23 protein-coding genes are annotated in these 23,251 nt (G+C 59.7%); 9 read left to right on the top strand and 14 right to left on the bottom strand.

What is annotated here, in order from left to right; genetic code table 11:
* The first annotated feature begins 146 nt into the window (after nucleotides 1-146).
* The 5 genes from QYE47_RS10790 (at nucleotide 147) to QYE47_RS10810 (ending at nucleotide 5,604) form a co-directional block, all read left to right on the top strand.
* Nucleotides 147-1,145, top strand: coding sequence for a cytochrome-c peroxidase (locus tag QYE47_RS10790; RefSeq protein ID WP_070383879.1), 999 nt, complete (start codon nucleotides 147-149; stop codon nucleotides 1,143-1,145).
* Nucleotides 1,142-2,956, top strand: a complete 1,815-nt coding sequence (locus tag QYE47_RS10795) for a DAHL domain-containing protein (protein WP_070383880.1) — start codon at nucleotides 1,142-1,144, stop codon at nucleotides 2,954-2,956. The genes QYE47_RS10790 and QYE47_RS10795 overlap by 4 nt, the downstream gene beginning before the upstream one ends.
* Nucleotides 2,953-4,356: an ATP-binding protein gene (locus tag QYE47_RS10800; RefSeq protein WP_070383881.1), complete on the top strand. Its 1,404-nt coding sequence runs from the start codon at nucleotides 2,953-2,955 to the stop codon at nucleotides 4,354-4,356. Before QYE47_RS10795 ends, QYE47_RS10800 begins: the two co-directional genes overlap by 4 nt.
* A 157-nt stretch (nucleotides 4,357-4,513) precedes the next feature.
* Nucleotides 4,514-4,927, top strand: a complete 414-nt coding sequence (arfB, locus tag QYE47_RS10805) for an alternative ribosome rescue aminoacyl-tRNA hydrolase ArfB (RefSeq protein WP_010953846.1) — start codon at nucleotides 4,514-4,516, stop codon at nucleotides 4,925-4,927.
* 311 nt (nucleotides 4,928-5,238) lie between these two features.
* Nucleotides 5,239-5,604, top strand: a complete 366-nt coding sequence (locus QYE47_RS10810) for a histone-like nucleoid-structuring protein, MvaT/MvaU family (RefSeq protein WP_014591145.1) — start codon at nucleotides 5,239-5,241, stop codon at nucleotides 5,602-5,604.
* A 141-nt stretch (nucleotides 5,605-5,745) separates the two neighbouring features.
* Here QYE47_RS10810 and QYE47_RS10815 read toward each other — a convergent pair whose 3' ends face one another.
* The gene (locus QYE47_RS10815; RefSeq protein ID WP_070383882.1) at nucleotides 5,746-7,128 is read right to left on the bottom strand and encodes a PLP-dependent aminotransferase family protein; all 1,383 of its coding nucleotides are present in this window, start codon (nucleotides 7,126-7,128) and stop codon (nucleotides 5,746-5,748) included.
* 121 nt (nucleotides 7,129-7,249) lie between these two features.
* Between QYE47_RS10815 and QYE47_RS10820 the strand changes: the two genes are divergently transcribed.
* Nucleotides 7,250-8,119 carry a DMT family transporter gene (locus tag QYE47_RS10820; protein ID WP_019438527.1) on the top strand — a complete coding sequence of 290 codons (870 nt, stop codon included), beginning with the start codon at nucleotides 7,250-7,252 and terminating at the stop codon, nucleotides 8,117-8,119.
* Nucleotides 8,120-8,230: 111 nt separating this feature from the next.
* Here the strand turns inward: QYE47_RS10820 and QYE47_RS10825 are convergent, their stop codons facing one another.
* The 7 genes from QYE47_RS10825 to QYE47_RS10855 form a co-directional block, all read right to left on the bottom strand.
* On the bottom strand, nucleotides 8,231-9,493 hold the full coding sequence (locus tag QYE47_RS10825) for a GTP-binding protein (RefSeq protein WP_070383883.1): 1,263 nt from the start codon (nucleotides 9,491-9,493) through the stop codon (nucleotides 8,231-8,233).
* Nucleotides 9,490-10,152 carry a nitrile hydratase subunit beta gene (gene nthB, locus QYE47_RS10830; protein WP_014591141.1) on the bottom strand — a complete coding sequence of 221 codons (663 nt, stop codon included), beginning with the start codon at nucleotides 10,150-10,152 and terminating at the stop codon, nucleotides 9,490-9,492. The genes QYE47_RS10825 and nthB overlap by 4 nt, the downstream gene beginning before the upstream one ends.
* A 41-nt stretch (nucleotides 10,153-10,193) precedes the next feature.
* Nucleotides 10,194-10,775, bottom strand: a complete 582-nt coding sequence (gene nthA, locus QYE47_RS10835) for a nitrile hydratase subunit alpha (RefSeq protein WP_014591140.1) — start codon at nucleotides 10,773-10,775, stop codon at nucleotides 10,194-10,196.
* A gap of 87 nt (nucleotides 10,776-10,862) precedes the next feature.
* Nucleotides 10,863-12,377 carry an amidase gene (locus QYE47_RS10840; protein ID WP_070383884.1) on the bottom strand — a complete coding sequence of 505 codons (1,515 nt, stop codon included), beginning with the start codon at nucleotides 12,375-12,377 and terminating at the stop codon, nucleotides 10,863-10,865.
* A gap of 189 nt (nucleotides 12,378-12,566) precedes the next feature.
* Nucleotides 12,567-13,091, bottom strand: a complete 525-nt coding sequence (locus QYE47_RS10845; RefSeq protein WP_070383885.1) for a group 1 truncated hemoglobin — start codon at nucleotides 13,089-13,091, stop codon at nucleotides 12,567-12,569.
* A gap of 54 nt (nucleotides 13,092-13,145) precedes the next feature.
* Nucleotides 13,146-14,012 (bottom strand): transporter, encoded by an 867-nt coding sequence (locus QYE47_RS10850; RefSeq protein ID WP_014591137.1) that lies wholly within the window; start codon nucleotides 14,010-14,012, stop codon nucleotides 13,146-13,148.
* 82 nt (nucleotides 14,013-14,094) lie between these two features.
* Entirely contained in the window at nucleotides 14,095-15,153 is a 1,059-nt protein-coding gene (locus QYE47_RS10855; protein ID WP_070383886.1) for a phenylacetaldoxime dehydratase family protein, read from the bottom strand.
* Nucleotides 15,154-15,682: 529 nt separating this feature from the next.
* On the opposite strand from QYE47_RS10855, the gene QYE47_RS10860 reads away from it, so the two are divergent.
* The gene (locus QYE47_RS10860; protein WP_014591135.1) at nucleotides 15,683-16,624 is read left to right on the top strand and encodes a helix-turn-helix domain-containing protein; all 942 of its coding nucleotides are present in this window, start codon (nucleotides 15,683-15,685) and stop codon (nucleotides 16,622-16,624) included.
* An 85-nt stretch (nucleotides 16,625-16,709) separates the two neighbouring features.
* On the opposite strand, the gene QYE47_RS10865 is transcribed toward QYE47_RS10860, so the two are convergent.
* The 3 genes from QYE47_RS10865 to QYE47_RS10875 all read right to left on the bottom strand — a co-directional run bounded on the left by QYE47_RS10865 (nucleotide 16,710) and on the right by QYE47_RS10875 (nucleotide 18,823).
* Nucleotides 16,710-17,186: a nuclear transport factor 2 family protein gene (locus QYE47_RS10865; RefSeq protein ID WP_014591134.1), complete on the bottom strand. Its 477-nt coding sequence runs from the start codon at nucleotides 17,184-17,186 to the stop codon at nucleotides 16,710-16,712.
* A 53-nt stretch (nucleotides 17,187-17,239) separates the two neighbouring features.
* Nucleotides 17,240-17,806, bottom strand: a complete 567-nt coding sequence (locus QYE47_RS10870; RefSeq protein ID WP_076403846.1) for a TetR/AcrR family transcriptional regulator — start codon at nucleotides 17,804-17,806, stop codon at nucleotides 17,240-17,242.
* 126 nt (nucleotides 17,807-17,932) lie between these two features.
* On the bottom strand, nucleotides 17,933-18,823 hold the full coding sequence (locus QYE47_RS10875) for a LysR family transcriptional regulator (RefSeq protein ID WP_070383887.1): 891 nt from the start codon (nucleotides 18,821-18,823) through the stop codon (nucleotides 17,933-17,935).
* A 105-nt stretch (nucleotides 18,824-18,928) separates the two neighbouring features.
* Between QYE47_RS10875 and QYE47_RS10880 the strand changes: the two genes are divergently transcribed.
* Together QYE47_RS10880 and QYE47_RS10885 are read left to right on the top strand one after the other, a co-directional pair.
* The gene (locus tag QYE47_RS10880) at nucleotides 18,929-19,936 is read left to right on the top strand and encodes a zinc-binding alcohol dehydrogenase family protein (protein ID WP_070383888.1); all 1,008 of its coding nucleotides are present in this window, start codon (nucleotides 18,929-18,931) and stop codon (nucleotides 19,934-19,936) included.
* 118 nt (nucleotides 19,937-20,054) lie between these two features.
* A complete protein-coding gene (locus tag QYE47_RS10885; protein WP_081343604.1) occupies nucleotides 20,055-20,441 on the top strand; it encodes a putative quinol monooxygenase in 387 nt (128 codons plus the stop codon).
* 109 nt (nucleotides 20,442-20,550) lie between these two features.
* Here QYE47_RS10885 and QYE47_RS10890 read toward each other — a convergent pair whose 3' ends face one another.
* Genes QYE47_RS10890 through QYE47_RS10900 form a run of 3 tightly spaced genes read right to left on the bottom strand, consistent with a single transcriptional unit; the run spans nucleotide 20,551 to nucleotide 23,246 of the window.
* Entirely contained in the window at nucleotides 20,551-20,694 is a 144-nt protein-coding gene (locus tag QYE47_RS10890) for a hypothetical protein (protein ID WP_020190204.1), read from the bottom strand.
* Nucleotides 20,695-20,750: 56 nt separating this feature from the next.
* Entirely contained in the window at nucleotides 20,751-21,662 is a 912-nt protein-coding gene (locus QYE47_RS10895; RefSeq protein ID WP_070383889.1) for a magnesium transporter CorA family protein, read from the bottom strand.
* 3 nt (nucleotides 21,663-21,665) lie between these two features.
* Nucleotides 21,666-23,246: a RimK family alpha-L-glutamate ligase gene (locus QYE47_RS10900; protein WP_014591129.1), complete on the bottom strand. Its 1,581-nt coding sequence runs from the start codon at nucleotides 23,244-23,246 to the stop codon at nucleotides 21,666-21,668.
* Between the last annotated feature and the right edge of the window lie 5 nt (nucleotides 23,247-23,251).

Here is a 23,251-nt window from a genome sequence, read left to right on the forward strand (position 1 = left end):
AGGTCAAAGGCTAGATCATTTTTCCGCGACAGGTGTCGGAGCAAGGCGTGGCGGGTGGCAGGCAAATTGTCTGGAAGGCATCTAACCTGACGGCATGGCACCACCCTTCTGTATATCCGTAAGCCCAGGGAAAAGGATTCTCCCGGATGTTCGCGCAGACAACCTGTCGTTTTCGTTCCGTTCTTCACCCGCAGCGCTTGCGACGTTGCCTGAGCCTGTGGGTGCTACTCGTTCTGAGTGTGGACAGCGGGGCCGAGCTGCTGGACGAGCCGCTCAAGCCGCTGCCTCCGATTCCCACTCTGGCACCTGGGCGTGTCGAGCTGGGCCGCCAGCTGTTCAACGATCCGCGGTTGTCGCGCAACGGCACACTGTCCTGCACCAGCTGTCACCGCCTGGACAAGTACGGGGCCGATGGCCGGGCGTTCTCCATGGGTGCAGATGGCCTGCCGCTTGCGGTCAATACGCCAACGGTACTCAATGCCAGTCTTAATTTCCGACAATTCTGGAATGGCCGGGTCGAGTCACTCGAGGAGCAGGGGAATGCCGTGATCACCAGCGCTCACGAGATGGGCGGAGACTGGCGCGTGATCGAGCAGCGCATCGCCGCAGACGTGCGTTACCGTCAGGCGTTCAAGGATGCCTACCCGGACGCGGTGACAAAGGACAACATCCTCAGCGCGTTGGCCGATTACCAAAGGACGCTTCTTACCCCTGGTGCACGTTTCGATCGTTACCTGCAGGGCGATACCGAAGCGCTCACCCTGGAAGAAAAATACGGCTACCAGCGCTTCAAGGACTATGGCTGCATCGCCTGCCACCAAGGGGTGAATATTGGGGGCAACATGTTCCAGAAATTTGGCGTGTTCGGCGACTACATCGCGGATCGCGGCCACCCCACCGAGGCGGATCAGGGCCGCTTCAACGTGACCGGAGAGGAGGCCGACCGGGGTGTGTTCAAAGTGCCGAGCCTGCGCAATGTGGCGATGACCGCGCCCTATTTCCACGATGGCTCGGCGCCTACGCTGGAGCGTGCGATCGACGTGATGTTCCAGTATCAGCTTGGACGAATCCCAAGCGATGAGGACCGCAGGCTCATCATGCTGTTTCTCAAAACCCTTACTGCTGAAAAGGCGGGTCAGCCATGAGGGTGATTTCTCGGCGTACAAGCCTGATTCTATTCAGTGGGTTGGTCTTTGTACTGGCGTCGATGCTGCTGTACTTGTACCTGAATTCCGGGTCTGAGCAGACCCAGACCTACAACGAATCCCGAGATCTCATTCGTCAGCTCAAGCAACAGGATGCAGTATGGGAAAACGAGGTGCTCAAGGCCCGGGTAGCCGTCTCCCATAACTACGATCCACTTGTGATCCCTCTCAAGGAGATGAAGCGGCTGTGGGCACGATTCGACCGCCGGGAAGCCGAGCAAGGGCGCGATGACTCAGACCAGTGGCGCGATGCCCATGACGGTTTTCTTTCTGCGTTCGGGGAAAAGGCTCGGCTCGTGGAGCAATTCAAGTCGCACAATGCCTTGCTGCGAAATTCGTTGGCATTTCTACCCACCGCCGAGGACGGTATTCAGGCCCGGATCAACACCATGCTGGCCCCGAATCGGCAGGAGGTACACGTATTCGTCACTGACACTTATGACCTCTTGCTAAGTGCCCTGGAGTTCGCGCAGGTTACCTCTGTGGAAAGGGCTGCCGAGATAGAGGTGGGGTTAGGCAACTTGGCTGTTAACACGGAGAACCTGCCCAAAGAATTCCAGACGCCCCTCAATCTGTTGAGCAATCACGTGGCGTTGATCCTGCGCGAGCAACCTGTCGTCAACCGCCTGCTCGAGCAGATCGAGGCGATTCCGGTCGACGAACGCCTGGATACGATCACCAGCCTCCTGGACAGGGATCAACAGCAGGTTGAAAGGATCAACCGTAAAAACCATCTCTACACGTTATGGCTATCAGGCTTGCTGATGTTCTCGGTCATTTGCCTGGCTGCGTTGCTGGTGCGCAGCTTCGCCGAGGTGAGACGGGTCAACAACGCATTACAAAGCGCCAATGACGTCCTGGAACAGCGGGTCGAGGAACGCACCCTGGAGCTCCGGAACGCTCAGAGCGAGCTGTTCAACGCCGCGCGCCAGGCAGGTATGGCGGAGATCGCCACCAATGTGTTGCACAACGTGGGCAACGTGCTCAACAGCGTGAACACATCCTCTGATCTCATCGCTCGAACGTTGCGCAGCAGCAAAACCCAGGGTTTGGGCAAAGCCATGCAACTGTTCCGCGAGCATGCCACTGACATCGGTCGGTTTCTCGACGAGGATCCCAGAGGCCGGTTGCTTCCCGGCTACCTCAACCAGCTGACCGAGGCGATCGCCGATGAACAGAAGGAGATGGCGATCGAGCTGGAACGAATGAACAAGAGCATCGACCACATCAAGGAAGTGGTGGCCACCCAGCAATCCTATGCCGGCGCTAAAAATGTGCCAGAGCCGCTGTCGGTCAACGACCTGGTCGAGGACGCGCTGCGCATGAACGCAGGCGCGTTGACCCGGCATCAAGTTAGGGTAGTGCGCGACTTCGCAGATCTGCCTCTGGTGATGGGCGACCGGCATCGGTTGTTGCTGATTCTGATCAACCTGATCAGCAACGCCAAGTACGCCATGTCCGGCCCCGGCAGCGAGCCGCGGACGATGATCCTCAGGACGCGCATCGTTGAGGGGGGCTTCCTGGAAATGAGCGTGCTGGACGAAGGCGAAGGCATTGCCCCTGAAAACCTGCAGAAGATCTTTGCCCATGGCTTCACCACGCGCAAGGACGGGCATGGCTTCGGCTTGCACAGTTGCGCCCTGGCCGCCATCGAGATGAATGGTCACCTGACCGCACACAGCGACGGCCCTGGCTTGGGTGCTGTCTTTACCCTGAGGATCCCGCTGATTGCGGTGACGGAGCCTGCATGAGTGACATGATCAATCGCCGGATCCTGCTGATCGATGACATGCCGACTATCCACGAGGACTTTCGCAAGATCCTTGCCCCGGCCAAATCGCAGAACTCTGAGCTGGACGAGATGGAAGGGTTGTTGTTCGGCGAGCAGGTCAAGAACGAACGACCGGTATTCGAACTCGATTCAGCCTATGGCGGTGAGGAAGGACTCGGCCTGCTGAAGCGTGCGCTGCAGGCCAGCAAGCCCTACGCGTTAGCCTTCGTCGACATGCGAATGCCAGGTGGATGGGATGGCGCTCAGACCATTGAGCACCTGTGGGAAGAGGACCCGCTGTTGCAGGTAGTCGTCTGCACCGCCTACTCGGACTATTCCTGGGATGAGTTGCTCGACCGGCTGCAGGCCCACGATCGCCTGCTGATCCTGAAAAAACCGTTCGACAACATCGAGGTCCAGCAAATGGCCAGCACCTTGCTGACCAAGTGGGAAATGACCCAACGAGCCTCGCTGAAAATGCACCAGCTCGAACAGCGGGTAGAGCGGCGTACCCAGCAACTGACCCAAGCCAGCGAGGCGCTGCAGCAGGAGATCGAGGAGCGCAAGCAGCTGGAAAGCCAGCTGGTGCAATCGGAGAAGCTCGCCTCGTTGGGGCAGATGGCCGCCGGCGTGGCGCACGAGATCAACAATCCGATCGGTTTCGTGTCCTCAAACCTGGGCACTCTGGGAGGGTACTTCCAGCAACTGGTAGCGATGCTCGACGCCTATCACGAGGCCGAACTGAGGCTCGGCGCAAACGAAACCACTGGGCGCTTGCAAAGGCTTCGTGAGCAGACGGAGCTGGAATTCCTCATGGAAGACATCCCGATCCTCATCAAGGAGTCCAAGGACGGAATCGGTCGAGTGGCGCATATCGTCAAGGACCTCAAAGACTTCTCGCGGGTTGACAGCGCTCAGCAGTGGCAATTAGCCGATTTGCAGCAGGGCATTGACTCCACGCTTAACATCGTCGCGAGCGAGCTGAAACATAAAGCCGACCTGGTAAAACGGTACCAGCCGTTACCCCCTGTCGAATGCCTGCCGTCGCAGATCAACCAAGTGATAATGAACCTGGTGCTCAACGCCGCCCAAGCCATGGGCCCCGAGCGGGGCACCATCACATTGGGCACTGCTCATCAAGGCGCCTGGGTGTGCATCGAAGTTGCAGATACAGGCGCGGGGATAGCACCGGAGAACATCAAGAAGATCTTCGATCCTTTTTTCACCACCAAGCCCGTCGGCCAAGGCACCGGGCTAGGCCTGTCCCTTTCCTATGGCATTGTAAAGAAACACGGTGGGGAGATAACCGTATCAAGCCAGGTCGGAGTGGGAACAACGTTTCGTGTACAACTGCCGGTAAAGCAGAGCGCAACGCTGTGATGGCGCACGCGTTCTAGCGCTGGCTGGCATGAAGTGCAGGGCCCCGACCAGTGGAGGGCTCGCTTGGGTCGGCTTGCGCACTGATTCAAAGAACCCTGCATTGTGCTATGGGGGAGCGGCGCAGTCTGTGATAATGGGCAATGACAAGGGCCCTATCATGCTGACTATCTCCAATAACGTGCATCTGCCAGATGCCGAAATCGAACTCACATACATCCGCGCGCAAGGCGCGGGTGGGCAGAATGTCAACAAAGTGTCCAGCGCCGTACACCTGCGCTTCGACATCCCGGCCTCATCGTTGCCCGAGTTTTACAAGGCGCGGCTGCTGGCGCTGCGTGACAGTCGCATCACCGGCGACGGCGTATTGATCATCAAGGGCCAGCAGTACCGCACCCAGGAGCAGAACCGTGTTGACGCATTGGCGCGTCTTGCCGAGTTGATCATCACCGCAGGCAAGACCGAAAAGAAACGCCGCCCCACCAAGCCGACCCTCGGCTCGAAGACCCGCCGCCTCGAAGGAAAAGCCAGGCGGAGCACTGTCAAGGCGGGGCGGGGGAAGGTGGAGTTCTAGGGTCTGTATGAAAACCTTGAGACGAAGTTCAGGCAAGGCGAAACAGCCGAGTAAGCGGAGTCTACGGGTTTGTAATTGAGCATTCCGAGGCTGTTCTCAACGCAGCATCACCAAGTATCAAGGTTTTTCATACAGCGCCTAGAAGGAGATGTACCCAATCGTCGAGCTGACGGTAGATCTTCCGGTCACAGAATGGGGGGACGGGAGCAGCAGCAAGAAGGAAAAAGACTGGCCGCTGATTTTAATTTTGGTTTGAACTTGAACTGCGTTAGGATTCTCTAAACAGCATCCACGTATTCAGGAGTATGCACATGTCGCGTTTGGCAGAGTTTAGACAGCTTGAACAGAAGTTGGCGGCCCAGTTGGCTGAATTGGAAGCCATGAAAAGCAGCGGTGAGCTTCAGAAAGAGATTGAGTTCGAGACCAAGTTGCGTGACCTGCTAAGCAAATACGGTTACAGCCTGCGGGATATCATCAACATCCTGGATCCTCAGGCCAGTCGCCGTTCCGCAGCTCCTGCGGCTACAGAGAAAGCCCCACGCCGTGCTCGGCAAGTGAAGCAGTACAAGAACCCGCATAATGGAGAGGTCATCGAGACCAAGGGTGGCAACCACAAGCTGCTCAAGGAATGGAAAGCCCAGTACGGGGCAGAAGAAGTGGAATCCTGGGTGTCCTGATTTGTGCTGATGTTGCCCTCTTTGCGCTATCTGAAACGCCTTGTCCCTTTTCGAGGAAGCGACAGCGTCGCCTCCTCGAAATAGGGCGTTCATCGTGATTGGGCGGAGTGAGTTGACGTGGTTAAACAGGAAGTTTCGCGACTAAGCATTCAGCGCCCGTTTCAACACTTCGTAAATTTTGGCATCAGCCGATTGGGCGACATTGAAACGGAGGAAATCACCCGCAGCCATCGACTGGCTGAACGCATTTCCGGGCGCCAGTACTACACCTTCATTCAAGCAAGCCCGAGCCAGCGTTGCTGCATCCTTGCCCTGAGGGAGTTGGCACCAGACGTACATGCCTGACTGGGGGGTTATCCAGGGCTTGATACCAATGGCCCGAAGCCGCGCCACCGTTCTGTCCATAGCCTCGGCCAGCCTGAGGCGAACACTTTCCATGTGTTTCCGGTACCCGCTATCGGTAATCGCCAGATGGATGATGTCCGCGGCCAGGCGGCCACCCCCGAATGTGGTCGCAATCTTGAGATCGACCAGGCTCTCGATCCAGTCACTGCGAGCCGCGATGTAGCCGCATCGAATCGAAGCGGAGATGGTCTTGGAAAAGCTACCTATCTGGATGACACGAGAGAGGCCATCGAAGGCAGACAGCCGTGGCGCTGGCGCATTCTCGAAATCCCCGAAGATGTCGTCCTCTACGATCACCAGGCTGGAGGTGTCGGCCAGCTTTAGCAACCTGTGTGCCGTGACCGGAGACAGGTTGGCGCCGGTCGGGTTGTGGATGCCTGAATTGGTTATGTACAACCGGGGAGAATGCGCGAGCAGGGCAGTGCTGAAAGCATCGATGTCCGGGCCCGTCGCGGTGTAGGGGACCCCTACGATGTTCACCCTGTGCGCTTTCAGCAGTGCGTGAAAATTGAAATAGCAGGGGTCGTCGACCAGCACTGTGTCCCCCGGCTCCAGTAGAAAACGGCAGATCAGGTCGATGGCGTGGGTGCCGGACTCAGTCAGCATGATCTGTTCAAGAGGGGCTTCGATCCCGATGCCTTTCAGCTTCCGTGACAAGAATTGTCTGAGAGGCAGATGCCCAAGTGGCGAGGCGTACTCAGTCAGTTTCGACGTGTCAGAACGGGCAACGGTTCGAAGCGCTTTGCGCAAGCCGGCTTCGAACATCCAGGAGGCAGGTAGCCAACCGCACCCCGGTTTCAACGCATCGCTAGCGGTGTCAAGAGACTGGCGCGAGATCCACAACGGGTCCACTTCACGATCAAGCCTTGGGCCGAGTTCGGTGAGTAACAAGGGCGCCACTGGCCCGGCTACGTAAAAGCCGGAGCCAGGACGAGAATTGAGTACACCCTCAGCCATCAACCTTTCATAGGCCTCAAGCACCGTAGAAACCGACACCTGCATGGTCTGAGCCATCGCACGCACCGAGGGAATTCTTGCGCCTGGTGTGTAGGTTCGAGAGGCTATGCGCGACTGGATTTCACCCATGACAGTTCGAATACGCGTTCCGTCCCGTTTCATCGCACCCTCAACTGTGCTGGAGTCATATGCATAACAGTTTGGTTTAAGTGTATTGGATTGTACATGGTCTGGGTGAGCCTGTCGGTGATGTACTGAGCCTTGGCTTATTGAGGACTTAACGATGGAAAAATCAGCAAGCGGGTGGATCAACGGTTTCATAGGTGTCGCCATTTTTGCGGGTTCGTTGCCGGCAACCCGAGTGGCAGTGGCCGACTTCGAACCGACGTTCCTCACCTGTGCCCGGGCAACAATTGCCGCCATGCTGGGCGCGCTTTTTCTGATCGTGCTACGCCAGCCTCGGCCCAAACGGCGGGATTTGTCGCCTTTGGCCGTAACAGCGCTCGGCGTTGTTATCGGTTTCCCGCTACTGACAGCATTTGCCCTTCAGCACATAAGCTCTGCTCACTCCATTGTTTTTGTCGGGCTCCTGCCATTGTGTACCGCAGGATTTGCGGTTCTGCGGGGCGGTGAACGACCTCGGCCCTTGTTCTGGCTGTTCTCGTTGACAGGTGCCGGGTTGGTCGCTGGCTATGCGTTGATGAACGGAGGCGAGGCGTCGGCGGTGGGCGATCTGCTGATGTTGGCTGCCGTTGTGGTCTGTGGGTTGGGCTATGCCGAAGGCGCGCGCCTCTCGCGGACATTGGGTGGTTGGCAGGTGATTAGCTGGGCGTTGCTGGTAGCGTTGCCGTTCATGCTGCTGCTGACGGTGGTCAATCTTCCAGCCTCTGATGACTTTGCCAGGGTAAGTGCCCCGGCGTGGTTCAGCTTTGTCTACGTTTCACTGTTCAGCATGCTGATCGGGTTTGTGTTCTGGTACCGAGGGCTCGTCCAGGGGGGGATTGCGGCTGTGGGCCAACTGCAACTCTTTCAGCCGTTCATGGGGCTTGGGCTGGCAGCGTTGCTTCTGCACGAGCATGTCAGCTGGACGATGCTTCTCGTGACGCTGGGTGCTGTCATCTGTGTTTACGGGGCCAGGAAATATGCCCAATAGATGAACAGCCAGGCAGAGTGCAATGTCGAGCTGATGGGGTTAACGGGGCCGGTTGCCTCGCCACTGCAAAACGGTTGCCGACTTTCGGCGAGACGTACTCCGCACCTCCAACTAGAAAATGGCATCAGCCGGTAATGACTGCGTCTTGCTGGCCGACAAGGCCCGGTTGTCGAACGCGCTGCCCCCTGGCAACCTTGCCCAGGCCAACGGACCGATGGCGATTTCTTCTGCACTCAGCAGGCAATGGTCGAGTTCGCGTTGCAGTGTCTGGGTATCCAGGTCCTGGCCAATGAACACCAGCTCCTGACGGCAATCGCCGACGATGCTGTCCCACTTGGCCATGATGCCCTGCAAGCGATACTTGTCCTGTGGCCACTGTGACGTGTCGATGAAGTTCCACCAATGGCCAACATAGTCCCATTGAAACTGCTGGCCGCTGTGTACCAGCAAGCCGATTTCGCGGTGGCGGCTGGCAAGCCAGAAATAACCTTTGCTGCGCAGAAGACGGCCGTCGCGCCAGGGCCGGGCGAGAAAATCAAGCAAGCGTTGCGGATGGAACGGGGCGCGCGCTCGGTACACCCATGACGTCACGCCATAGGTCTGCGACTCGCCGGCCGGGGTGTCGTGCGCGTCCATCTGTTTCATCCAGCCGGGCGCTGCGGCAAGGCTGGGCAAATCGAACAGCTGGGTACCAAGGACGCTCGACAGGGCGACGTTGCCGGCCACCATCGGCAGGATCTGTGCGCCTGGATTGAGCCCGGCGAGAACTGCCTGCAGGGCCTGGTACTGCGCCTCGTCGACCAGGTCGCGTTTGTTGACCAGAATCACGTTGGCATACTCGACCTGCTCGATCAGCAGATCGGCCAGCGGGCGCCTGCTGTCATCCGTGGTGACGTCGGCCCGCGCGACGGTTTCGGGAGAGTCGAGCATGGCCATGAACTGGCTGGCATCGACCACCGTCACCAGCGTATCCAGCCGCGCCAGTTCGCTGAGGCTGAAACCGTTGACGTCGAGAAAGGCAAAGGTCTCGGCGACTGGCATCGGCTCGGAAATCCCGGTGGACTCGATCAACAGGTAATCGAAACGCTGCTGGCGCGCCAGCGCGCTGATCTGCTCAAGCAGGTCGGCGCGCAGGGTGCAGCAGATACAGCCGTTGCTCATCTCTATCAATTCATCCTGGCCACGATACAGCGCAACGTCGCGCTGGACCTGGGCGGCATCGATGTTGACCTCGCTCATGTCATTGACGATAACCGCCACCTTCAGGCCCTGGCGGTTGCGCAGGATGTGGTTGAGCAGGGTGGTCTTGCCTGCGCCGAGGAAGCCTGAGAGGACCGTCACCGGCAGCCGGCCTGCCTGGGCGCCGGCACTCATGCGCGCACCACTCGCGGGCTTTCGACCCTGTCCAGATAGCTTTCGAACAGGTCTACCACCACCAGGCCGTCGTCTGCGGCATCGCCCCACAGGTCCCGCACGCGGAACTCGACATGGTAGGTCGGTTGATGCGCAGCGCTCTGGTCGCCATGGCCAATCGCGTCCGGAAACGGCCACTGTTCAGTGGTCCGGTGCAGCACTACGCCTTGCTTGCCGCGCACGTATGCAGGCATGCGCACATGCCCGGCCACGTATTCATCGCGTACGATGACCCGATCGCCCACTTCAAAAGGCGCTCGCCCGATAATTGCAGCACGCCCTTGCGCATGGGCGGGGTTGGCCAGCTTGAAGTGCGAGCCGAGTGCTTCATCCAGTTCGGCCTGGGTGATGACGCCTGTTTCGACCAGCAGCGTGGCAGTGGCGATCACATAACGTTCGTAGTATTCGGTGCCGACGTGCTGGCGCACGTCAATGCGTTCGACGGCATGACGTATTTCGTCGACGCTGAACTTGTTCAGGTGGTCGACGCCGATGAACATCAGGCTGTAGGCCAGGTGTTCCCAGTCCTGCTTGAACACCTGCTTGTAGCTCAGGCTGTTGATGCGGTGGGGCACTTTGCCAAAGCCCTGGAAACCGCCGAGATCGTGAAAGCCATCCATATTGAACACTCCGGAAGTTGAATGGGGTTGGGCGGCCTTGCTCAGCCAACGCGGGGCAGGGCGACGCCGATCAGCACATCCTTGGTGACCAGTTGCCGCAACTGCTCTTCGCTCATATGCTCTGAGCCCGCTGGTCGTTGCGGTAGCACCAGGTAGCGGCTTTCAGCGCTGGTGTCCCAGACCTTGACCACCATGTCGCCGGGCAACTCGGTGCCCAGCTCGCGCAATACCGTGCGCCCCTCCCGGACCAACCGCGCACGGAACTCGAAGCCCTTGTACCACTCAGGTGGCAGGCCCAGCACCGGCCAGTTCGTGCAGGAGCACAGGCTGCAGACGATCACGTTTTTCAGCTGCGGGGTGTCTTCCAGGGCGACGATGTATTCGCCTTGTGGGCCGGTGAAGCCGAACTGGGCGCAGGCGGCCGTACCGTCCTTGAGCAGCAGTTCGCGAAACTGCGGATCGACCCAGGCCTTGGCGACGATGCGCGCGCCGTTTTCCGGGCTCCAGCCGTGTTCCATCAGTTGGGTGAGCTGTTCGATGTAGCCCTCGGGGATGAGGTCTTTGCGCTTGAGCACTGCAAACAATGCGCGTGCCCGCTCACCAGGGGTTGAAGTTGCCGTCATGGGATTACTCCTCTCGTCCAACACGGTTGTTGAAATCTGTTGTTGTGCCAGTTGTTTTTTGCAGGGGCGCAGCGCCTGCTGCCTGGGTCACAGCGTGCGCCAGTCCACCGCGGCCTCGAACGCTGCCGCTGCCTGATAGATCGTGCCTTCGGCATAGTGCTTGCCGACCAGCATCAGCCCGACCGGCAGGCCATCGACCAGGCCGCAAGGGATGGACATGGCCGGGTGACCGGTGATGTCTTGCGCGGCGGTATTGCCGAGCATCTCCAGCGCGCGCGAGACACTCTCGGTGATCGAGCAACCTGGCGCAGGCAGCGGCTGGGCGATGATGGGCACGGTTGGCATTACCAGCAGGTCGTAGCGCTCCAGCGCCTTGTCGTAGCCGGCGCGAGCGAAACGGGCGATGTTCTGCGCCTTCGCGTAGTAACGGCCGTGGTAGTGTTCCAGGCCAAACTGGCCAACCAGCATGCACAGCTTGAGCGAGGGCGACAGGGCGTCGGCCTGGGTCCGCCAGCCGGCCTGCTTGTCGAGCAAGGCGACGTCGTACAGGCCCTTCCAGTTAAAGCCCGCGCCGTTGCCGTGCATCATCTGCATGGTCAGGCCTTCGCAGCCGATCGGGCTCCATAGCGAGCCCGCCAGCGTATGCTCGGGAACCGATACTTCCTCGACCACTGCACCCAACGCCTCGAAGCGAGCGATGGCGCTGCGCACCTTGTCGCCAACGCGCTGATCAAGGTTAGCGAGCTGGAAACCTTGCTGGAGGATGCCGATACGCAGCCCGCGTACACCGCGCTCGAGGTAGTTGCCATAGGTATCTACTTCGGGCACGCCCTGGCGTGGGTCAAGGCCGTCGGCACCGGCCATGACCTCGAGCATGAGCGCGTTGTCGCGCACGTTGCTGGTCATCGGGCCGACATGGTCGAAGGTGGCCTCGATCGCCATCACCCCGGTATACGGCACCAGCCCGAAAGTCGGCTTCATGCCATAGATGCCGCACCACGCTGCGGGAATACGCGCTGAACCGCCCTGATCGCCGCCCACCGCCAGGTCAACTTCGCCCGCAGCAACCAGCGCGGCGCTGCCCGACGACGAGCCGCCGGTGCTGAAACCAGGGCGCAATGGGTTGTGCACGGGTGCCGGGTCCGAGGTGTGGCTGGCGCCGGACAGGCAGTAGTGCTCGCAAGTGGCCTTGCCGAGGATGGTCACCCCGGCGTCGAGCAAACGCGTAACCACGGTGGCATCGAATGACGGTACAAAACCGGCCAGTGGCGCGGCACCGTTCATCATCGGCACGCCCGCCAGCGAGATGTTGTCCTTGAGTGCAACCGTTTTGCCGAGCAGTTTGCCGGTGCTGGCGCCCATCACCTCGGTACGGTAGTACCAGGCGTTCAACGGGTTCTCCCGGCTGGAGGGGCGGTAACCCGCAGTGCGCTCGTAGCGCACCAAGGGGATGAAGTCCGGCAGTTCGTCGACCAGATCATAGGCGTCGAGGCTTGCCTGCATGAGCGCCAGGTATTCGCTGGCTTGTTCGGGGGTCAGCTGCATGTGCAGGCGGCTGGCGAGGGCCTGCAACTGTTCGAGCGTCGGGCGGATGATGGCCATGGGGTGTCCTGTTTCCGGTGGCAGGCCGCAGGGGCCGTTAAAAGACTGTTCGAGAGGCTCGCCGCGGCTGGGCCTGGTAACAAGCTAGCGCCAGCGCGCGAGCGGCACTTGGTTGAGCAGGACAGTCGCTTTGTTGAGCAGGACTGCGTTGCGCCAAGTGGAGTGCGTCCTGAATGTGGCCGGGTGGGCTTACGGCTCCAGCTTGGGCACGGCTGCCTGCTCAGCCGAATCGGTGCGTCCGGGCCACACTACGCCGACGCTTTTCATGCCTTTGGCCGGGTCCATCGTGGGGTTGGCTAGCACCACATCGCGGTAGGAAGGGCTGCCGATCACGGCAGGTTTGAACTTGACCATGAAGTCGTTAACCTCCTTGCGTAGGTCCGGTGGCAGGTTGTAGTCGTTGTAGCACTCCTCCAGGCAATCCAGCGTGGCTTGCCAATGAACCTCGGTAAGCCCCATGCCGCGGTGTGCGGTAACCATATCCCGGCCGCGGTACTTGGCGTTGCCACCCCAGTGTTGCGAGAGGAAATCGACGAAGTTGATGTGTTCCTTCTGGAAGGTCGACTCGGACATATGTGCCCAGATATGACCGATCGCCGGGTGGGCCATGGTCTTGCGCAGTACCGCGCCGGCGAACTGGTAGATAGCGTCGTAGCCGCCAAGGCGGGTATACAACGAGGGCTGCTGCTCAGTGGTTGCCTGTTGATCAGTCATGTACTGGTGCTCCGTATCTGCTGGGGGGGCTTGCTGGTGCCGTCGGGCCTTGGGTTAAAAGACCCGCACGTACCTGAGGTTCAGGCGGAAGTTTTCCTTGGGGCCGTTTTCTACCGCGAGGTCACGGCCCAGTTGCACCTGCAGCTGGTCCTTGGCGGTGAAGAACTTGTTCGCGGTGACGCGCAAGTTGGTGGTTTCGGCGCGGTCGTCCTGCGCCGTTCCGTCAATCTGGTTCTCTCCGCCCCAGGTGTGACCGAGGCCAACTGCCAGTGAAGTGCCAGGGTCGACGATGTAGCGCCCCATCAGTTGTGCCCCGTAGGAAACCTCCTGTTCACGGCGCGCAGAGCTGGAGCCGAAGTCGTCGTTGTCGCTGTACCAGATGGCATCACCGACCAGGTCTACAGCCCATTTTTCGCCCACATGTTTGACGTAGGCGGCCTGCAGATCGACCTTCCAGCGGTTCTCGCCAAGGTTGAGCGCATCGTCGCGGTCGTAATTGCCAGTGGGGGCGGTGAGGTAAACGGTGGCGCCAAGGATGTCGTTGGCCTCGTTCAAGCGGTACTTGAGCGGCGCCGTCAGGGTGAGGTCGCCGACGCCGCTGGTGTTGCCCAGGGCCGAGGCATCGCCGCTGCTCGATACGCGGCCGAACGGCAGCAGAAATTGCGGCTCCAGGGTCAGTCGATCAGTCAATTGATAGACGTGCAGCAGCCGCAGGATGCCGACGTTGGAGGTCAGGTTGAAATCGGAGCTGACTTTGTGGCCGTTGGCGTAAGCGCTGTCGGTGGTGGAATGCTGGTAATAGACCACACCGATCGTTGCACCCACCGGCAGCGCTTCATAATCACCCGGATCAACTTCGAACGCTTGCGCACACACGCTTGGCACGGCTGCCGCGAGCATCAGGTAACGGAGCTGTTTCATGGACAGAGGTCCTTTATTCTGGGCAAAAAGAGCCCCACTACCGCAGGGACGGCAGGTGCGGGGCTAAACGTGGAGTTGGGGGCTAGTTGGAACTGACTTTTGCGTCGCGCAACATGCCGGTGTGTGGGTGGCAGTTGATGTATTCGAACACCTGGCTGCTTGCATCCGACACGGAGACTTCGTGATAGAGGCGCAACTTCTCGAGCCCTGCCGCTACCCGAAAGAAGGTGACGAAAATACGCAGATGGGTGGGGTGCGATTCCGCCCAGCGTTCGAGTTTCTCCAATGAACGCCAGTGGCCGATGTTGTAACTCATGTCGAGTACATTGCCGTCAGCGTCGATATTGCGTACAAAGCGATTGCTGTAACAGCCCAGCGGCTGGCCGTTATCGCGCAGAAAATCCATACCATCCTGCAAGGTCGGCAAGATTTCATCCAGGTACAGCGAGCGCTCAGCCGCTTCTGCCGCTGCCCAGTCCTGGCCCGAGCGAATCAAGGCGATATTGTCATGGCCGATCACCACTACCCGACCGCCTTTGGCCGGGTCGCCAGCCACGACTCGCAGTTCGCCGTTCGGGTTCATCCAGTCCGTTTGCGACACCGGGAAACGGTCGCGCATCGAGCCCCAGTAACCGTGCTCCTCGATCTCGCCACTGGTGTTGTCCATGATCGCCCCGACCCCGGGCAAATCGCTCTGGAACGCATACAGCGTCTCGAACTGCTCGGCCCGCGGCGCGGTGATTTCGCGGTAGTAACCAAGGCCATCATTCAAGCGTTGCGGCGAACTCCACCAGCCATCCACCTCAGGCGAGCGTGACCAGCGGCAGTAAGCGTCGGTATCTTTCCAGTAGCCGACGATCATCAGGTTGTCGTAGCCACTGCTGTCGGTGTGGTGCGTCAGGTCGTGAGTCAGCGGGCCGTCGCTCAAGCTAAAGCTGCCGAGAATCTCGCGCATCGCCTGCAAGGCCCGCTCACGCTGGCTATCTCCCCGGTACTGCACCCCCAGATAGGCCATCACTACTTGCGTCAGCTGCTCATCAGCGCGGCCGACCCACATCGGGAAGGGCGGCTGGTAATCATCAGGTACCCGGCGCGATAACGTGCGCGGGCACATGAGGTGTTTATCGATTGCAGATTCCATCACAGGCTCCTTGTTATTTTATGTTCAGAACACGCTCAGCTTTGCCTGGTGCGTTTGCCAGCCGGGCGCGCAGTGCACACGCCGCCCACTCGAGCACCCACGATAAAAACTCTTCGGGCACCAGGTCGCGCCTATGCAGCCACCTGAACTCGTCGGCTATTCGCTGTTTTTGTAATTGCATGGGCTACCTCATCAGCGCAGTTGCTGGAAACAACGTGAGGTAAAAGTTAGGGAGGACTGGGCAACGTCGCTTTGTTCGCAAGGACAATCGTTTGGTTGGAAACGACAGCGCCGTAACACCCGCTTGAGGATGAGCCGCGATGGTGCAGCGTCGAGGGAAAAGCAGCATTTTTGCCCCGAAATGGGGAGCGATATGGGAGGTTTTAGAAAGCGCCTGTTGGCGCTATAAGGACGAAGGCTGAGATGGCCGCAGCATGGACCAGCGAATACCGCTGGCGTGAATATTGCCTACGCGAACTTCTGTAACAGTGCCCCTTTTTCGATATGCCACATGAAGGTGAGCGCCATCATGGCTGAGACCAACCACTATTCGACCCTTGCCGTTTCGCCATCCCGTCGCTTTGATTACTGGCGGGAGGTGGTCTGCCGCCATTGTTTGTCGGCAGACAGCAAACCCTCCTCGCAGAGCAACTTCGAGGGGGCGCTGCAGGTCAACGGCATCGGCCCGTTGGATGTCACGACGCTGTCGTCGCCGCTGCACCACTGGGTGCGCTCCGAGCAACACCTGCGCAGCGACCCCGCCGAAGATATATGGTTGGGAGTCACCCTGGACGGTTACGGCGAAATTGAACAACACAACCGCAAGGCCAGGCTCACGGCCGGCAATGTGTTTCTTTACGACGCAACCCAACCGTTTCGATTCAGCCTGGGTGGTACCGAAAACCACCTTATCCGCATCCCCCGGCCGCTGCTCGCACAGCGCGTCCCGCACATCGCTGACATCACCGCGCTGGTGCTGGAAGAGGGGCGCCCCGGAGTGATCCCGCTGCGGCAGATGATTGGCCAAGCGGCCAGTTATGCGCCGTTGCTGCAGGACGAAGGCGTCTCTCGGCGGTACTCCAACACCATCGTCGACCTGCTGGTGCTCAGCCTTGAGTTGCAGGACCTGAATACTACCCATCGAGAACTGGATCTTTATGGGCGAATCATGAACTACATTCAACGCCATTTGACTGAGCCGGAGCTGTCGATCGAGTCGATTGCCCTGGCACATCACGTGTCGACAAGGACGGTGACACGTGCGTTTGCCCGGCATCAGAAGTCACCGGTTGCCGAGATCTGGAAGGAACGGCTGAACGCTAGCCGCGCAGCGATTGAGTGTGGGCAGGTAAGGAGTGTTTCGCAGGCGGCGTTGGAGTTTGGTTTTTCCGACTTTTCGCATTTTAGCCATGCGTTTCGCAAGGCGTTTGGAGTGGCGCCGCATTCGTTGTTACGGCGCAGTAGGGGGTGAGGATTGAAACCTGCGGTTGGCCATGCTCTGCGCTCCTCAAACAAAAAACCTGATCCCCAATGTAAAGGATCAGGTTTAACCTGACTTACAGGCCCAGTTCGGTCAGCCCTGGGTGATCATCCGGACGGCGACCCAGTGGCCAGTGGAACTTGCGCTCGCTTTCCTTGATGGGCATGTCGTTGATGCAGGCGAAACGGCGGTGCATCAAGCCATCGGCTTCAAACTCCCAGTTTTCGTTGCCGTAGGAGCGGAACCAGTTGCCCGAATCGTCGTGCCACTCGTAGGCGTAACGGACGGCGATGCGGTTGTCTGTGAAGGCCCAGAGCTCTTTGATCAAGCGGTAGTCCAGTTCTTTCTTCCACTTGCGGGTAAGGAAGTCCCGAGCTTCTTCACGGTTGTTTGCAAACTCGGCACGGTTACGCCATTGGGTGTCCACCGTATAGGCCAGGGCAATCTTATCGGGTTCGCGGGTATTCCAACCATCCTCAGCGAGTCGGACCTTTTCAATCGCCGATTCGCGAGTGAAAGGAGGAAGTGGCGGACGAGCGTGTTCGTTGGACATGGTGGTGCCTCCAATCTTTTGGATGGTTCAGTTGAGTGGGTATTTCTTTAACTTTAAGCGCTTGCGCGCTGCACGTCTTTGAGCAAGACCTTTGTGATTTCTCGTGCACTGTCGAGCGCGGTGTGATCACCCATGACGTGGGCCACGGTTATCGTGCCCTCTATAATCAAAAGAAGTTGCTTGGCCAAGCCAGTTGGATCGTTAACACCTAATTCGCTGGTCAGTTCTAGCGTGTAGTCCAGTAGCTTTTGTTTATGCAGTTTTGCGATCTGTCGAACAGGATCGTCTGCGTCACCCACCTCTCCGGCTGTGTTGATAAAAGCACATCCGCGAAAACCGTCTGACTCGAACCAACTTTTGAGGGCATCAAAAATGCCAAGGATGCGTGCTTCTGGCGTTTGCGCTTTTTCGCATTCACTTCTGAACCACGTCATCCAACGTATATCGCGTGCATTGAGTGCCGCCGCTGCTACGTCGTCTTTATTCGCAAAATAGCGATAAATACTTTTACGGGCGACGCCCGACGTCTTTACCAAGAGGTCCATGCCCGTGGCGTGAATCCCGTTTTCGTAAATCAGCTTCTCGGCAGTCGCCAGGATTTTTTCGCGTGTATCGGTCATTGGCTTATCCATGTAGTTAGAGTAGAACGATCGTTCTCCCTGGTCAAGCATCTCTTTAAATTGTTCGATTGCGCGCGAGCGGGGCGCCGGCATGCGTTCGATCAGGGTGGCTGGCTTCCCGGCTGCTCAGTCGCGCTCCAGTTCGGCAAAGCGGCTGGACAACCAGGCATGCAGCTGCCTCACCGCAGGAGACAACTGCTTGCGGTGCGGGCACACCAGGCTCAGGGGCATGGCGGGCCCGGGGTGATCCTGCAAGAGCACGACAAGTCTTCCCGCCAGCACATCGTCGCTCACATCCAGCCAGGACTTGTAGGTTATCCCTTCGCCGGCCACGGCCCAGCGCCGGGCGATATCGGCGTCGTCGCAGAGCAGGGCGCCACGCACCTGGACAGTCTGCGTTCCCAGTTGCCACTTGTCGTAAACCCGCCCCTGCTGCATGTACAGCAGGCACTGGTGTTCGAGCAGATCTTCGGGGGCTTGCACGGTGCCTTGCCGCGCGAGGTACTCGGGCGAGGCCACCAGCACCTTGCGGTTCCAAGGTGCCAGTGGCAGGGCTACATAGTTGGCGTCGGCGTTCAGGCCATAGCGGATGGCGATATCCACCGGATCGCGGAACAGATCGGCAATCTGGTCGGAGAGAAAGAAGCGCAGGTTCAACTGTGGATGCTCTCGGCGAAACGCCGTGAGCCAGGGCAGCAGCACGTTGCGTCCCAAATCGGAGGGCGCGGCCACCTGCAACGTTCCGCTGAGCTGGGCGCTTTCCTGACGCAGGTTGTCGCGCCCGTGCCTGAGGGCTTCCAAGGCGATCAGGGCCGAGGGTAGGTACTGCTCGCCTTCGGCTGTGAGGCGCAAGCTGCGCGTGGTGCGGGCAAACAATCGCACATCCAGCTCTCGCTCCAGGCGCTTGACTGCTTCGGCCGCCTGGCCGGGTAGCAGGTCGGCCTCGTGGGCCGCCGCGGTAAAGCTGCCCAGCGCGGCGCTGCGAACGAAGATGCCCAGGTCGTCGAGACGGATCATTATCACTCCTGCAATGAAAGTGTTGACGGGCAGGGCCCGTTTTTCCCGGGCGTCTGGCACGCCAGACTGAATGCCAAATCAAACCACATTCAGCAGCGAGTGCCTATGAAAGCGATCAGTTTCATCCACAAAGGCTTGCCTATCGAAGACCCTGCGTCTCTCCAGGACATCTTCATGCCCAAGCCCAGCCCTGGGCCCAGGGACCTTCTGGTCGAGGTCAACGCCGTGTCGGTCAACCCCGTCGACACCAAGGTGCGCGCCAGCACTTTCACGCGTGAGCCGAAAATACTCGGCTGGGACGCGGCCGGTATCGTCCGCGAAGTCGGGGCCCAGGTGACCCTGTTCAAGCCCGGAGACCGGGTGTACTACGCCGGCTCCATCGCCAGGCCCGGCAGCTACAGTGAATATCACCTGGTTGACGAACGTATCGTCGGGCATCAACCGTGTAGCCTGGGTGCAGCACAGGCAGCCGCGCTGCCGCTGACGGCCATCACCGCCTGGGAACTGCTGTTCGATCGCCTGGGTATCGCGGAGGGCGGCGGGGAGGGCGATGCCCTGCTGATCGTTGGCGCGGCCGGCGGCGTCGGTTCGATGCTGGTGCAGTTGGCCCGGCAACTGACCCGCCTGACGATTATCGGCACGGCTTCCCGTGCCGAGACCAGCAACTGGGTACGCGAACTGGGCGCCCATCACGTCATCGATCACAGTGCGCCGCTGCAAGGGCAGTTGCAGGCCTTGGGGATCGAGTCAGTCAGCCATGTCGCCAGCCTTACCCATACTGATCAGCACTTTGCGCAACTGGTTGAAGTGCTGCGACCACAAGGTCGCCTGGGCGTGATCGACGACCCGCAGACCCTGGACGTCATGCCGCTCAAGCGCAAGTCGCTGTCGCTGCACTGGGAGCTGATGTTCACCCGCTCGCTTTACGAAACCGACGACATGGTGCGCCAGCACGAACTGCTCGAGCGCGTGGCCGGGCTGATCGACCAAGGCATCCTGCGTACCACCCTGGGCGAGCATTTCGGCGCCATCAATGCCGCCAACATGCGCCGTGCCCATGCGCTGGTCGAGAGTGGCAAGGCGCGCGGCAAGATTGTACTGGAAGGCTTCTGAAACCTGTTTGACAGACAACGGCGGACCGGTCGATCCGGTCTGCCAGGAGCCTGCATGCTTGAACGAACCGTGTTTCTCTGCGCCGCGCACATTCCCGGCGCTACGCCCGGTGAAACGCATGCACACATTGAAGCAGGCACTATCGTGCCTGCTCTTTGCAACTGACCAGGAGCTTGATGTGAACCGACAAGATTACCCCCTCGTTTCCCTCGCCATCCTCACGGCCAAACCAGGCCAGGCACCAACGCTCAAAGCGGCCTTGCTGGCGTTGATCGAACCGACTCGGGCGGAGCCCGGCAACCGCGACTACATGTTGTTCGAACGCAGCGACGAGCCTGGGACGTTCTACATGCGCGAGGCGTTCGACCATCAGCAGGCCCTGGACGCGCACCTGACCACCGCTCACTTCCAGCGGTTTGCCGAGCAGGCCGAACAGCTGTTGGCGGAGCCCTTGCAACTGATCTTCCTTGACCCGGTGTCATCTGCCGTTGCGCCCTGTCCCTGAGGCAGACCAGGCAATGCGACCCGCCCTGGGGCACTGTTACCTCGACCGATGTGGATGGCTGTTCTCGAGGACGTTGGCGCCAGTTTGCGAGTGGGTCGCCATTTCACTTTCAAGGACGCCGCTGAACTTTGGTTGCCGGCTGCTTGATGCTGGGTTTTTCTGAGCGTACGGCGCGGTGTTCAAACAGACTTATCAGGGTGCCCGTAATTGCAATCAGCGCCAGCATAAATAATCCGATGTCCGAATTTTCCATGGTCTCGTCCTGCGGGTTGATGGGTACAGGTTGACACTATTTCTTGGCACGGCGGGTCATGCCATACGCCGTAAAGCCACGGCCATGGCCCCGCCAAGTACCGCCATGGCCAGCAGCAGCGTGGGGAACGTCAACCACCAGGGCAGGCCGGCGGTCATCATGCTGAACTCCGACATGCCGCCGATGCTGGCGAGCAGGTTCAAGGGCAGGAACACCACATTGATCATGGTCAGGTTGCGCAGCGCGTGGTTCATGCCGTTGTTGGCCAGGTTGCCGCGGGCCTCGATCAGGTTGGTGAAGACTTGGGCATGGATCTTCGCCTGCTGGTAGCTTTGCTCGTTTTCGATGATCAGGTCATTCAGCACTTCCAGTTGTTCGGGCCCGAAGCCGTGTTTCTGGCCATGGCTGCGCAGCAGGGCTAGCACGGCGCCATTGCTTTGAATGGCGTTGACGTAATACACCAGGCTTTCGCTCAGGCTGTACATCTGCACCAGGTGCTGGTTGTCCATGGACCGATCGAACTGCAGCTGGATTTCACGGGCCACCCGCTTTACCACCCGCAGGTGGCCCAGGTAGTGATGCACGCTCTCAGCCAGCATCGCCATCAGCACATCCAGTGGGGTACTCATGCCGGCCTGCCGGTCTACCCCGGCGAGTAGCGAGTTGGCGGCGCAGATCACCACCAGGCGCTTTTCGCTGAGTACAACGCCGAATGACGAGACATTGAATACCCGGCCATCAAAGCTTTCCGGGCGCTTCCAGATCAGGAACAGGTGATCGGGCTTGATCTCGATACGCGCCACTTCATCCGGGTCCAGGGAGGACTCCAGCGACTGGGCACTGACCCCCAGGCACTCGCACAACCGGGATTGCTCCGCTGCGTCCGGCGCGACACACAACCAGACGCTGGCTCGTTCCTCGGGGGCTTCAAGGAGAGCACCGTCTACGGCGAGGTAGTATTCGATCATCGTTTACCAGGCCTGGCCGAGGTGTTTACGCTCAAGCCGCTGCACGAAAGCCTGCAGCACTCGCTGGTAAAGCGCGTTACCCAGCACGGCGTCTTCGGTGCCAGCATCAAGGTTGGGGTTGTCGTTGACTTCGATCACCAGTACGCGGTCGCCGGTCTGCTTCAGGTCCACACCGTACAGCCCGTGCCCGATCAGCCTGGCAGTGTCGACGGCCAGCTTTACGACTTCGGGCGGTGCCTGTTCCACCGGGACCGCGCGGCACAGGCCGTTGACTTCGCCGGCCTGGGCCTTGTGGTTGTAGATTTGCCAGTGGCCCTTGGACATGAAGTACTGGCAGGCGTACAGCGCCTCACCGTTGAGTACGCCAATACGCCAGTCGTATTCGGTGTAGCAGTACTCCTGGGCCAGCAACAGTACCGAATGTTCGAACAACTCCTGTGCCGCCGAGGCCAGTGCCTGGGCGTCGGCGACCTTGATCACGCCTTTCGAGAAGCAGCCGTCGGGAATCTTCAACACCAGCGGAAAACCGAGGCGCCGGCCCACAAGCTCGAGTTCCTGCGGGCGGTCCTTGTACAGGATCTCCGTGGCCGGCGCGCCGAGGTTGTGGCGTTTGAGCAGATCGGCGAGGTACACCTTGTTGGTGCAGCGCAGGATGGAGGAGGGGTCGTCGATCACCACCAGGCCTTCGCTTTCGGCCTTTTTGGCAAAACGGTAGGTATGGTCGTCCACCCGCGTGGTCTCCCGAATGAACAAGGCGTCAAATTCGGCCAGGCGTGCATAGTCCTTCTTTTCGATCAGCTCTACATCGATGCCCAGCTGTTTACCGTTTTCGATGAATTGCTCCAGCGCCTCAGGATTGGACGGCGGCAGCGCCTCGGCCGGGTCATGCAGAATCGCCAGGTCGAACCGGGCCAGGCGTTTGGAGGCGGGCTGGCGCCACGTCCGGCGGTTGAAGGCATCCAGCGCGTCGGCAAACAAGTGCTGCTGCTCATCCCGCAGTTTGTGCAGCGCGCCGGCCTTGATCCCGTCGATCTGCCAGGTATCACGCCTGCGAAACTCCACCAGCAAGACAGGGCAGGGGAACGACTCGAACAGCTGTCGACCGATATCCTGAAGGGGCTCAATGGCGGTCCGTCCGAAATACAAGGTGAGGGTGAAGGCCTCGGTGCTGCCATAGGGGTGATCGGCCAGGGCTCGCTCCAGCGTGCGTTCCAGGTCATCCAGCCCCACGCCATAGAGCGCCTTGCGAGTAAGCTCGCTGATGGTTCGCACCGACGGGAACACCTTGTGGCCCCGTGCCTCGGCGAGCAGCGAGCAGTAGTAGCCTTGCCCCAGATACTTGTAGCTGCGGCACAGGTTGATTACCTGCGTACGCCTCGCGACGTCGTCGCTGTGTTCAAAGTAATCCTGGGCCAGCATCAGGCTCTCGCTGGGAAAATAGCTGGCCCAGTCTTCCTTGCGCTCCACCACGATCAACAAGCGGTTACCGGCGCTCCGCTTACTGGGTGGCTCCTCGGAGAGGGTTATTGTGGAAACTTCGGTTTTGGCCAATACTTCGGCCACGTTGGCTTGCACCGCTGACATGAGTA

This window comes from Pseudomonas sp. 2,4-D, from assembly GCF_030418155.1.
GTDB lineage: Bacteria > Pseudomonadota > Gammaproteobacteria > Pseudomonadales > Pseudomonadaceae > Aquipseudomonas > Aquipseudomonas alloputida.